We start from the raw sequence: 9,407 nt of genomic DNA on the forward strand, positions 1-9,407 counted from the left end.
TCTCCTGGTCTAGACATCGGGAAAGGGCGCGCCTCGCAGCGCGCGGCGGGCCATGCGGTCGCGTTCTTCGATCAGTTCGCCGATGGCGGTGAAGGCGTCCTTGTCGAGATCGATGATGTCTATTAGCGTGGCGGCTTCCTCACCGGGTGCGCAGAGTGTGAAGGGCGCCTCGTCAGGGCGATCGTCGCTGTCATCGTCGAGCGTCGCGACGATGAGGCGTTCGGTGCCGTCTTCGTCGTCCTCGACTGTCAGTTCCTTGCGCCGCACTTCGCCGCGGAACGACGGCAACGATTGCTCGACCATGTCGAATACCTGATCGACGATCATCGGGCCAAAGGCATGCGCGAGCCCGAGCACATTGTGTACGTCGATCATCGTCAGCACGTCGAGCTCACGGGCGATGAAGTCGATGACGAGGCGCGTGAACGCCCAATGATCCTCCGCGCCCGTTGTCCAGACGGCGCAGAGTTCCTCGTGCCCCCAATACAGACCGCCCACCTTCAGGTCGGATGTGGGCATGGGGCGTAAATCGAGCCGCTTGCGGAGCTCTTCACTCTCGGCGGCGATTTCCTTGATGCGCGCGAAGTCCCGATTGAACTCCAGTCCGGCGCTCTCGGCATGCAGGCGCACGAAGCGGCGATAGAGGCCGAGTATCTCGGGCCACTGGGGAGCGCCGCTCACGCGTCCTGCTCCTCGGTCTGGGCTTGCTGCTGCGCGGCGGCGGCCTTTTCAGCTTCCTTCGCGACGGCTTCCTCGTCGATGAGGCGTTCGGCTTCGGCGCGCTGGGCGTCGATGTCGGCGATGGGCAGGCGGATCAGGACTGCGACGTAGGCGTGCTCTTCGTCGTTGTCGAAGTCGATCGGCGGTACGTGGTTGACAGGCCAGAAGGCATGCCCCTCCAGCGGCGTGCCCTTGAACGATCCGATCTGATAGGCGGCGAGTTGACCTGCGCGGCGGTTGATCGCGCGTTCACGCGCTGCGGCTCGGTATTCCGCTTCCCAGTCGTGCTCTTCCTGTGGTTCGCGCGGCTTCGGAGTGTGGAAGTGGCCGATCTTCGCGATGCCGCTGCCGTCATTGCTGACCGCGTAAACGGCAATGGATTTCTTCAATTCCGCCTTGGTGGGCGCCTTGTCCTGGTAATAGCTGATGTAGCGCTCCATCCCTTGGGGCGCCTTCGGCCACTTTGCCGCGTTGCCGACACCGCGCGCGAACAGACCGGACTTGAAGCCGTCCGCCTTGGCGGCCGGGGCCAGCATCGGCTCGGCCTTTTCCGCCGCCAGCTTCTCGATCAGGGAGATATCGACCACCCGCTGCTGGTCGCCCCAGGTGCCCATGAACATTTCGGCTTCGACGCGACCGCCGGCGGCGATGTAGGCATCGAGCCCGACGAACCTGACCGTCGCGTCCTCGGCCGAGAGCGTCTTGTCGCGAAGGGCGCCGCGAACCGACGACGGGTTATGCGGCGAATAGCTCGACTTCTCCTGGGCCTTGAACACCTTCAGCTGCAGCGCGTGGTCCTCGACGCCGGCGTAGGCCTTGGCGCTGTCGAGCGTGATCGCGTTCTTGCGCAGCGCCTCGAGGATGTCGGGCGCGAGGCTGGCGAGGCGAAGGCGGCCCTGGACGTGCTTGACGGTCACGCCGAAGCGCTTTGCGCACAGGCCCACGGCAACGTGGTCCGATCCAAACTTCTCCACGATGACGCGGAACGCCTCGAATTCGTCGGCCGGGTTCATGGCGACGCAGTGGAGGTTTTCCGACAGCGAGGTTTCGGCGGCCGCGTCGCGGACCTCGACCATGCAGGGGACGGGATGATCGGCCGGCAGGCGTTCGTCGGCCACGAGGCGCTGCAGCGCCTGATAGCGGCGACCGCCGGCGATGACCTCGAACATGCCTTCCCAGCTCTTGCCGCCTTCCCTGGTCGAGCGGGATTCCCCGGTCATGAAATGCGCGGGGATGACGACGAGGTTCTGTTTCAGGCCGCGTGCGGCGATGTCTTCCGCGAGGGATTCGACATCGGCCGCGCGCTCGGTCTGGCGAACGTTGAGGCTGGAGAGCATGAGACGATCGAGCGGGATCGTGTTGATCGCGCCTTCGACGTACTGAGGATCGGCATCGGACATCGGGTGTCAGTCCTTTCGCGGTTTGTAGTGGGTGGGCTCAAAGTCGAGCTTGCCCAGGGTGAGGTGCCATTCGCCATCGACGTGGCGGGCCAGTGCGCAGGGCCAGCCCCCGGCGGGCATCCGTGCCGGATCGCGCTGATCGGCGCGGAGCACGATCTGGAAGCGCCCGTCGCGGGCGGCATCGTCGATGGGCCGGGCGCCGGGCATGGACTCGGATAGGGCGGAGGTCATCGCCGGCGCTCCCGGGAGAGCAGACGGTCGACCGTGCGGGCCACGTCCTCGACCGTGTCCCAGTCGGACACCTCGCGATCGGGGATAGCGATGGTGAAGGTCGTGTCGAGTTCGCAGCCCAGGTTCATGCGATCGAGCCATCCGAAGCCCAGGTCGTCCCCCAGCAGGGCGCGCGGATCGATGCGGCGGGCCGTGGTGAACAGTTCGATCACGCCGGTGACGCGGTCGATGGTTTCGGGGGACGGCGGCGGGGTCATGCCGCATGCGCCTCTAACTGTGCATAATGCGGTGCCATGTCGAGCAGGGTTTCCGCGTGGCACCATTCGCTTGTCAGCGGGCACCAGCACGACAGATCCTTTCCCGCCAGGCGGTGGAGGTTAATGAGCACCCGTTCGCGCAGTCTGCCGAGGGATTCTATCTCGGATGGGCAAAAACCCATGCGCTCCAGCGATAGGGCGCCAAGCCCTCCGGACAGCCAACGACGATGGAGGATGATGCTCTTGGCATGACCTGAGCATCGCCCGGTGAAAGGGTTGCCCCACAGGGTCGGTCTCCCGACATAGATGACGCCTTGCTGTGGTGGCCTGGTCAAGCGTCCACGCCTGCGCCGCACCCGTTGTCCTCTGGCGATCATGTTCATCTCCTGCGGGGCAGTTGTTCAGTCGGCCACCATGCGGGCCTGTTCAGTGAACGGATCGTATTCGCGCGCGATGCGAAACTCGTAGATCCCGGCGGGAAGCTGGTGCGATCCATGCGGTTCGGCAGCGTCCTGAATGAGCATCGTCGGCTCTTCGAGGATTGCGTAGAGGATGCGCATGCCGGCAGGCGCATCCGGCTGTTCCATCACGTCGACGGCGCGATCGAGAATGTGGTGATTGCCGCTTTCACTGTGGCTGATGATCGGCCGGCCCTTGCGATCGCATTCCTTGAGCGGGGCCAGGCCACTGGGCATTTCCATGACGCGGAAGATCGAAATCTCTCCCTGTGCGCCTATCGTTTCTCGCTTGGCATTCATGTCCAATCTCCTTTCAGGTACGGACGGTGGGGTAGGAAAATTCATGCGGTTCAAGGCCAACGCGCCATGCCTGGGCGGCCAGTACGGTCCCGATTTCCAGCGGCACGCCTTCGACGATGGTACCGTTCCTTGGACATTCGGCTTTCAGGAACCGACCGGGGCTGGGCAGGCCATCAAGCGTCAGCTCGATCAGTTCTCCATGCGACGGATCAGGATCGGCATCGATGATCCGGTAATCCAATGCGGAAAGCATGCGCGGCCATCCGATGCAGGCAGCCCCTGCGGCGCGGAGCTCAACGTCCTGCTCTCTGAGAATCTCGGTCGGGTTGATCGTCTGGCGCTCGCGAATCCAGCGGGCCGGAATGCGGGCTCCGTGCCAAGAATATAGCTCGGTGCCATCGCGCCAGGCACAAAACGGGCCATCCTCGCAATGAGGCAGATTGCGCTCGTCCACCTTGAGGATGGCCGGCCTGTCCGAGATCATGCAGAAATCGGGATGCATGATGCGCGGTCCGGACCGTTCAGACAGAGTCTGCCAGTGTCGATAGCCAGTGTAGTCGAGCGGCAGTTTCACAACGTCCTTGAAAAATGTGAGAAACGAATCCCATGCTGACCACTGGTTTCCGCCTTGGCGCATCCTCCATGCCATGGCTGCACACCTGAGGCCGAAATCTCCCACCCCAAGTTCGTCCGCGCAGCGGCGCAAATTGCCTGGCACTACGTACCAGTGAGAGTAGTCGTCGGCGTCGGTGGCGGATCTGGTGGCGTCGTAGGTGGCGGCGTCGGTGGCGGATCTGGTGGCGGCGTCGGTGGCGGATCTGGTGGCGGCGTCGGTGGCGGCGTAGGTGGCGGCGTCGGTGGCGGATCTGGTGGCGGCGTCGGTGGCGGCGTAGGTGGCGGCGTAGGTGGCGGCGTCGGTGGCGGATCTGGTGGCGTCGTAGGTGGCGGCGTCGGTGGCGGCGTCGGTGGCGGATCTGGTGGCGGCGTAGGTGGCGGCGTAGGTGGCGGATCTGGTGGCGTCGTAGGTGGCGGCGTCGGTGGCGGCGTCGGTGGCGGATCTGGTGGCGGCGTCGGTGGCGGATCTGGTGGCGGCGATTTCGTTGATTTGGGCACCCGTCTTCGACAGGTGCCAACGGGCAGCGGCAAATCCTCCCGCAAAAGCGGCCACGAAGGGGCTGGGCACGAAGACGATATGCTTCGGTGCGGGCAGCTTTGCCGCAGCATAGAGGCCCAACACAGCCTCGCGGCATGCCTGCCGGTCATCCTCCGTCATCGCCTCTGTCGACATCGCATTGGCAATCCAGCGATCGCGCCATTCAGGCAGCCGCGCGCGATGTTCTTCGGTAAGGGAATAAAGTTCGGTCACGTGATGATGCTCCAGCAGACAAGGTGGATCGCCGCCGCTGCCAGCACGGCGAAAACGGCGACGGCGATCCGGGGGTGGACGGCGCCCAGGGGAAACAAGCGCCGGCCGGTGGAGGGTTCGATGATCATGCGAAGATCCTGACCACGACTGCCGCGGCGACGACGGGCGCGAGGACGGCCAGAACGGCCATCAGCAGGCGCAGGACGCTCCAGCCAAGCGATGTGCCCAGATCGAGCATGGCCATGGCAATGGCGTCTTCGCGCTCCATTCCCTCGGCATCCCAGCGGGCCTGCAGCTGGCGCGGATCCTCATGCATGGCAGCCGGCCAGCAGAACGATGGCCCCGATCAGCAGCAAGGCCACGACGGTCCATTCAGGTAGCGTGGGCGGGAGGTCAGGCAGTTTCATGCTGCGTTCCTTTCAAGGGTTGCAGAGCTGTGCGCTGCGGGCCTTTCTGCAGGCGCCACGCCGCAGGCGGCCGGGGTGAGCGGCACGCAGAAGGCGCGGGCGAGAGTGTTCAGGTCTCGGGCGCGCTGGCGGCGCGAGCGGTCATCCGATCCGCGCGCCTTGAGAATCGCGGCGTCGCGGGCGGAGCCCAGTGCCGCTCGCCATTCGCCATCGGGGCAAAGCTCTCGCGCCATGTCTGCGCGGGCCTCGGCCGCCGATCCCTTGCTTGCCCAGAGGACGCCGGCATTGCCGTGTCCCACGAGGATGCAGGCGCGCCATTCCTGGATCTCGGCCGCGAGCGCCGGGGAGACAGGAGCGTCGCAGAGCAGGACGAGCGCCAGCCACGGGGCCAGAAGTGCATCGGCGTTGTGCTGCGTCATCTTGCCGGTGGCGACCATTTCGCGCGCCCTGGTGCGGCGCTGATCGAATTCACACGCGGCGATAGCGGCGAGATCGGGAGTGCGTTCAGGCATCGGCCGAAGCCCTCACATGCCGCAGCAAGTCGCGGGCTTGCGATGCGATGTGGGCCAGATCATCCCATGCCGGACCGTTCAGATATTCGCAGTCATCGCCATCGGCATCGGCGCGGGCCTGCCACTGCTCGAACTTGCGCAGCAGCGCGAGGGCGCAGAGGCCCATGGCGCCGCCGGTGAGTGTGCAGTTTCGCTCGGGCGCGACGACGAACCGTTCAGCGCCGTAGCGCGGTGCGAGCGAATGACGATGGACGAAAGTGCGGTTGATCACGCCTTCGATCTGGATCTCGACCATGCCATGGAAATCGGGATCGTTCATCACACAGGGATCGACGATCACGGCTTCATCCCATTGCGGCACCCACCCCTCAGCGCTCCACTTGCGACTATGCGCGAATACTTTCTGGCCAGGGTAGAGGGTGCCGGACCATTCATCGGGATCGCCGCCGGTGGCGCGCCTCGGTTGGGAGGCGGGCGCGCTCACCGGCGGTTCTCGTGGCGCTTCGCTCCCGTGGAGCGAGGCACCTTGCGGCCCCTGGTGCGACCCGATCCTTCGACAAGCTCAGGATGAGCGGGCGCAGTGCGACCCGAGGGATGTTCGGTTTCGCGGACCAGCGTGAGCGGCACGCTGCGGTTGCCGCTGGCGACTTCGCGCGGGAAGCGGCGGCCGACGAGGCTGACCAGGACATCGCCGTCAGCCTTGTGCTGCTGGATGCGGACGCGCTGTACGACATCGCGGCCGTCAGGCGTGCGATCATCGATGTAGCCATAGGAGCCGGCGGCGGGAAAATCGGTGGGAACGTCGAGCATGGTGCCTCCTTGATGCGGGATACATATTTGCGGGATGCATCCCGCGTCAAGGAGATAATGCGGTATATGTACCGCGCAGAGTGTTCGCGCGGGGCATTCCCGGGGTGTTTAGGATTGGGTCATGTTGCTTGCGAACATTGAATTCGCGGGAAAAACCACCGACGATTAGCTAACAAGAATATAAATTCTTCGAGTCGCACAGTCTGGATACGGAGGATCGAGATGAAGCGACTGACCGTTATTGTGTGCATCGCGGGCGTGCTGCCCGCGCAGGCACATGCGGGGGAGAAGTGGGAAATTCAGCCAGTCCAGATCGGATATGAATCAGTGCGCTACAGTAGAGGTATTGCAACAGTGCAACTCGAACAGCGCGATGGAGTGGTGCAGATAACGCCACTGCCGCTCGACCACGGGCGCATGTCTTTTGCGATAGCCGTGTACAATGATGGCCTCTATCCGGCCAACTTCGATATCGGCAATGTAATGCCCGCCTACCACGGTCTTGCAGTGAGCGTGCTGACGCGCTCGAAATTGCAGAGCATGGCCAAGCGCCGAGCATTCTGGACCAAGTTCGGATTGGCCATGCTCGGCGGCGTCGCGGCCGGGCTTTCGGCCAGTCAACGGAACACCTATCATAGCACCTATGTGACGCCCAGGGGGACGTACCGCAGCTGGTACAGCGTGCCCAGTGCTGCCGGTCAGTTCCAGGCTGCGGTCATCACTGCCGGAACCGCGGCATCGATTGTCATGGTGCAGCGACAGCTGGATCAGACAGTCGCCGCGCTCGGAGAGCAGATCGTGCAATTGACGACGGTGGACCCCGGAGAAAGTTATGCCGGGCGGATCGTGATGGACAAGGTGCCCCTGAAGGAACGCGATGAGCCGATCACGCTGACAGTCCGATGGAACGACGAGGACTACCTTTTCGCATTCCGGGTGGTGCGATCAGGGACGCCGCAGCCGGTCTTCACAAATCTCAGGCGGGCATCCGATCTCACCGATTTCAGCAAAGACGTGCCCGCATCGCAGGTACTGCCAGCGGATGTGGCCAGTGCTTCAGCGTTGACTTCCGCGCCTGCAGCTGCCGCTCGGGAGGTCCCGGCAAGTGTTGTGAGCGCCAGTGCGAAGCCTGTCAGGGAGAAAATATCTGCCTTCCCGGCAGCGGGCGCAAGGGTGGCTCAAGCAGTGCCCGCCGCTGATCAAGCGCCACCAACCGAAGTCCGCCATGGTGCCGTCGTCTGCGTGACGTGCCGGCGATGATAGCCGTCAGGCGCTGTAAAGTTCGTTGTTGCTGACGATGCGGTGCAGTCGCCGCACCTTCCGGCGATCGATACTGAAAGTCCTGTCCGGGTTGAACTGTCGAAGTTCCACGTAGTCCTTAGCAACGCGAACAAGTTGCTTGACCAGCACCGTGATGATGTCGTGGTCCTCGCCATTGCTGAGCTGGACGACCACAAAGTCCCCGGGGCTTGGCGGACGACGCGGATCCACAATCGCCATCTCGCCCTGATAATAACGGGGCTCCATGCTGCTGCCGTGGAAATAGATGGCGTAGGCATCGGGCGCATTCGACAGCGCCGGGGGGCGACGAATCATCTGAACGACATGGTCGAGCTCAAGCATCACACGCTCAATCTCGAATGAGCCGTCGTCATCTTCAATCGCCAGATCATCGCAATAGCCGGTACCCAGCAGCGGAATTCCGCCAATATCGCCGGGCCGCTCAGTCAACGCGGAGGGCGGGGCGTGTATGCTGACTTCGCTGCGAACAGGATTGGCACTCGTTGCCTTGCCAAGCAGATAATCGGATGTCGTACCCAGTTCGCGGGCGAGATCGTGAAGAGCCTCGCCGTTAGGCATCCGGCGCTCGCGAAGAATATCACGTACCAAATCGGGTTTCCCGGTCGCGGCAATAGATATGTCGCGGGCCGAACGACCTGATTCGGCAACCAATTTTCCGACCCGGTCGGCGAGTATCTGTTTCGGTGTGGGCACGCGGGCATTATCCCGCAATGCGGCAGGCTCCGCGAGCGGATTATATCCCGTTGACATATGCGGGATATGTCCCGTATCAATATCGGCGTTCAATTGGAGAGACCATGACGCTGATCGATCGCCTGCTTTGCTGCGCAAGGCTCTGGACTGACGCTAATGAGCGATCGTTGGCACGCCTCGCAACGCTTGTCAGCAACGACGGCAAATTCTTCACCCGCCTCGAATCGGGCCGTGGTAATGCGACAACCGCCACGCTCGAAAAGTTCGCCCGCTTTCTTGGAGACGGTGCGAACTGGCCTGACGGCGCGGTGCCGCGCGAGGTGTGCGAGTTCGTTCACATCGTGGGCATTAGCAGCGAAGCCTGTGCCGTCGCACCCGATGTTCCCGAGGAAATCATCGGAGGCGCGGCATGAGCACGCCTCGCAAGGACGCGCTGACGGCGCAGGAACTGGCGCTGAAGAACGCGACCATCGAAGCGGTGCGCGCGGCCGGCGGGCAGGACTTCGTCGCCGGCGAGGTGAACCGCACGCAATCGCGCATCAGCGACTATTGTTCGCGCAGCCTGCGGCAGTTCGTGCCGATCGACCTGGCGGTGGTGATCGATTCGCTGGGCACCGGCAAGCCCGGGCACCCGCATATCGCCCGCGCCATGGTGCGCGCGCTGGGCGCCACGGTTTCCGCGCCCGCACCGGACAGCGACAACCTGCACCTGCACGAATGGCTGGCCGACCTTTCCGGCGAGAGCGCCGACGTGATCAGGGCGCTGGTGGACGGTGCGGTGCCGCCCGGTCGCGCGACACCATCGATCCGGACGATGAGCCCGAATTCGCAAGCCAACGTGCTGCGCGAGATCGACCAGTTGGTGGACCTGCTGTGCGCTCTGCGCGCCAGGGTGGAGACACAGGGCAACACGTCCTGAGCCCTCCGTGACCGGGTGGTGCGTCATGGAAA

At 63.9% G+C, this 9,407-nt stretch carries 16 protein-coding genes; 3 read left to right on the top strand and 13 right to left on the bottom strand.

Annotated features, from left to right (window positions below; all coding sequences use genetic code 11):
• Positions 1-9: 9 nt before the first annotated feature.
• From NZK81_RS02905 to NZK81_RS02955, 12 genes are all read right to left on the bottom strand, one after another.
• Positions 10-681, bottom strand: coding sequence for a hypothetical protein (locus NZK81_RS02905; protein ID WP_260043646.1), 672 nt, complete (start codon positions 679-681; stop codon positions 10-12).
• The gene (locus NZK81_RS02910) at positions 678-2,120 is read right to left on the bottom strand and encodes a ParB/RepB/Spo0J family partition protein (RefSeq protein ID WP_260043647.1); all 1,443 of its coding nucleotides are present in this window, start codon (positions 2,118-2,120) and stop codon (positions 678-680) included. Before NZK81_RS02910 ends, NZK81_RS02905 begins: the two co-directional genes overlap by 4 nt.
• A gap of 6 nt (positions 2,121-2,126) precedes the next feature.
• A complete protein-coding gene (locus NZK81_RS02915; RefSeq protein WP_260043648.1) occupies positions 2,127-2,351 on the bottom strand; it encodes a hypothetical protein in 225 nt (74 codons plus the stop codon).
• On the bottom strand, positions 2,348-2,608 hold the full coding sequence (locus tag NZK81_RS02920) for an acyl carrier protein (RefSeq protein ID WP_260043650.1): 261 nt from the start codon (positions 2,606-2,608) through the stop codon (positions 2,348-2,350). The genes NZK81_RS02915 and NZK81_RS02920 overlap by 4 nt, the downstream gene beginning before the upstream one ends.
• Positions 2,605-2,991 (bottom strand): DUF4326 domain-containing protein, encoded by a 387-nt coding sequence (locus NZK81_RS21715; protein ID WP_419181634.1) that lies wholly within the window; start codon positions 2,989-2,991, stop codon positions 2,605-2,607. Before NZK81_RS21715 ends, NZK81_RS02920 begins: the two co-directional genes overlap by 4 nt.
• A gap of 18 nt (positions 2,992-3,009) precedes the next feature.
• Positions 3,010-3,366, bottom strand: coding sequence for a hypothetical protein (locus NZK81_RS02925; RefSeq protein ID WP_260043653.1), 357 nt, complete (start codon positions 3,364-3,366; stop codon positions 3,010-3,012).
• A gap of 13 nt (positions 3,367-3,379) precedes the next feature.
• Positions 3,380-4,732: a DUF6745 domain-containing protein gene (locus tag NZK81_RS02930; RefSeq protein ID WP_260043655.1), complete on the bottom strand. Its 1,353-nt coding sequence runs from the start codon at positions 4,730-4,732 to the stop codon at positions 3,380-3,382.
• Positions 4,729-4,860 carry a hypothetical protein gene (locus NZK81_RS02935; RefSeq protein ID WP_260043656.1) on the bottom strand — a complete coding sequence of 44 codons (132 nt, stop codon included), beginning with the start codon at positions 4,858-4,860 and terminating at the stop codon, positions 4,729-4,731. Before NZK81_RS02935 ends, NZK81_RS02930 begins: the two co-directional genes overlap by 4 nt.
• Complete coding sequence (locus NZK81_RS02940; RefSeq protein WP_260043657.1) at positions 4,857-5,048, bottom strand: hypothetical protein; 192 nt, start codon at positions 5,046-5,048, stop codon at positions 4,857-4,859. Before NZK81_RS02940 ends, NZK81_RS02935 begins: the two co-directional genes overlap by 4 nt.
• A gap of 87 nt (positions 5,049-5,135) precedes the next feature.
• On the bottom strand, positions 5,136-5,651 hold the full coding sequence (locus NZK81_RS02945; protein ID WP_260043658.1) for a hypothetical protein: 516 nt from the start codon (positions 5,649-5,651) through the stop codon (positions 5,136-5,138).
• Positions 5,644-6,135: a hypothetical protein gene (locus tag NZK81_RS02950; protein ID WP_260043659.1), complete on the bottom strand. Its 492-nt coding sequence runs from the start codon at positions 6,133-6,135 to the stop codon at positions 5,644-5,646. The genes NZK81_RS02945 and NZK81_RS02950 overlap by 8 nt, the downstream gene beginning before the upstream one ends.
• On the bottom strand, positions 6,132-6,461 hold the full coding sequence (locus tag NZK81_RS02955; protein WP_260043660.1) for a hypothetical protein: 330 nt from the start codon (positions 6,459-6,461) through the stop codon (positions 6,132-6,134). Before NZK81_RS02955 ends, NZK81_RS02950 begins: the two co-directional genes overlap by 4 nt.
• Positions 6,462-6,683: 222 nt before the next feature.
• On the opposite strand from NZK81_RS02955, the gene NZK81_RS02960 reads away from it, so the two are divergent.
• The gene (locus tag NZK81_RS02960) at positions 6,684-7,721 is read left to right on the top strand and encodes a hypothetical protein (protein WP_260043661.1); all 1,038 of its coding nucleotides are present in this window, start codon (positions 6,684-6,686) and stop codon (positions 7,719-7,721) included.
• A 6-nt stretch (positions 7,722-7,727) separates the two neighbouring features.
• Here the strand turns inward: NZK81_RS02960 and NZK81_RS02965 are convergent, their stop codons facing one another.
• Positions 7,728-8,549: a LexA family transcriptional regulator gene (locus tag NZK81_RS02965; protein ID WP_260043662.1), complete on the bottom strand. Its 822-nt coding sequence runs from the start codon at positions 8,547-8,549 to the stop codon at positions 7,728-7,730.
• An 11-nt stretch (positions 8,550-8,560) separates the two neighbouring features.
• Between NZK81_RS02965 and NZK81_RS02970 the strand changes: the two genes are divergently transcribed.
• Positions 8,561-8,869: a hypothetical protein gene (locus NZK81_RS02970; protein WP_260043664.1), complete on the top strand. Its 309-nt coding sequence runs from the start codon at positions 8,561-8,563 to the stop codon at positions 8,867-8,869.
• Positions 8,866-9,375 carry a hypothetical protein gene (locus NZK81_RS02975; RefSeq protein ID WP_260043665.1) on the top strand — a complete coding sequence of 170 codons (510 nt, stop codon included), beginning with the start codon at positions 8,866-8,868 and terminating at the stop codon, positions 9,373-9,375. The genes NZK81_RS02970 and NZK81_RS02975 overlap by 4 nt, the downstream gene beginning before the upstream one ends.
• The last annotated feature ends 32 nt before the right edge of the window (positions 9,376-9,407 follow it).

The sequence above is a fragment of the Novosphingobium mangrovisedimenti genome, assembly GCF_025153475.1.
Lineage (GTDB): Bacteria > Pseudomonadota > Alphaproteobacteria > Sphingomonadales > Sphingomonadaceae > Novosphingobium > Novosphingobium mangrovi_A.

Coding starts and splice junctions, on each gene's coding strand:
- NZK81_RS02970 (WP_260043664.1), top strand. CDS start 8,561: ATGACGCTGATCGATCGCCTGCTTTGCTGCGCAAGGCTCTGGACTGAC.
- NZK81_RS02960 (WP_260043661.1), top strand. CDS start 6,684: ATGAAGCGACTGACCGTTATTGTGTGCATCGCGGGCGTGCTGCCCGCG.
- NZK81_RS02940 (WP_260043657.1), bottom strand. CDS start 5,048: ATGCATGAGGATCCGCGCCAGCTGCAGGCCCGCTGGGATGCCGAGGGA.
- NZK81_RS02910 (WP_260043647.1), bottom strand. CDS start 2,120: ATGTCCGATGCCGATCCTCAGTACGTCGAAGGCGCGATCAACACGATC.
- NZK81_RS02925 (WP_260043653.1), bottom strand. CDS start 3,366: ATGAATGCCAAGCGAGAAACGATAGGCGCACAGGGAGAGATTTCGATC.
- NZK81_RS02945 (WP_260043658.1), bottom strand. CDS start 5,651: ATGCCTGAACGCACTCCCGATCTCGCCGCTATCGCCGCGTGTGAATTC.
- NZK81_RS02915 (WP_260043648.1), bottom strand. CDS start 2,351: ATGACCTCCGCCCTATCCGAGTCCATGCCCGGCGCCCGGCCCATCGAC.
- NZK81_RS02975 (WP_260043665.1), top strand. CDS start 8,866: ATGAGCACGCCTCGCAAGGACGCGCTGACGGCGCAGGAACTGGCGCTG.
- NZK81_RS02955 (WP_260043660.1), bottom strand. CDS start 6,461: ATGCTCGACGTTCCCACCGATTTTCCCGCCGCCGGCTCCTATGGCTAC.
- NZK81_RS02935 (WP_260043656.1), bottom strand. CDS start 4,860: ATGATCATCGAACCCTCCACCGGCCGGCGCTTGTTTCCCCTGGGCGCC.
- NZK81_RS02920 (WP_260043650.1), bottom strand. CDS start 2,608: ATGACCCCGCCGCCGTCCCCCGAAACCATCGACCGCGTCACCGGCGTG.
- NZK81_RS21715 (WP_419181634.1), bottom strand. CDS start 2,991: ATGAACATGATCGCCAGAGGACAACGGGTGCGGCGCAGGCGTGGACGC.